The sequence below is a fragment of the Sporomusa sp. genome (assembly GCF_057736855.1).
The window spans coordinates 1-470 of sequence record NZ_JBYKYF010000470.1; the positions used below are offsets into that span (position 1 = coordinate 1).

The following is a 470-nucleotide window of genomic DNA, read 5'->3' on the forward strand; positions in this document are numbered from 1 at the left end:
TTTTGACCCGACGTATGCTGAAGTGAGTGAAAAACAAAACACAGCTTATTTTGGTAAGGGTGTATGCATAACAAAATACACTGGGGTGAGAGGAAAAGCTGGATCCAATGATGCAAATGCAGAGTTTGTGGGGAAAGTTAGAAGGCTTTTCAATGAAAATGGAGTAATCTGGCAGATGGGAGAACTAGGGAAGGTTGACATGGGAGGCGGCGGCACTGTAGCTCAATATGCAGCTAATTACGGGATGGAAGTGTTGGACTGCGGCGTGGCTCTTTTGAGCATGCACGCGCCTTATGAATTGTCTTCCAAAGTGGATGTGTACATGGCTTACAAAGCCTATAAAGTTTTCATGGAAAAAGATTAATCCGGGAAGTTCCCGGATTAATCTTTTATAAAAAGTTCCACTACTATTATTCCATTTCCTTGTTTATTTTTTACTATTCCGACTCCAATTTTATTGTAATAAGGAT

General features: G+C 40.6%; 1 pseudogene. It reads left to right on the forward strand.

Annotated elements, in window-relative coordinates:
* A pseudogene (locus tag AC29Z1_RS17760) lies at window positions 1-364 on the forward strand (aminopeptidase); the annotation flags it as partial.
* Between the last annotated feature and the right edge of the window lie 106 nt (window positions 365-470).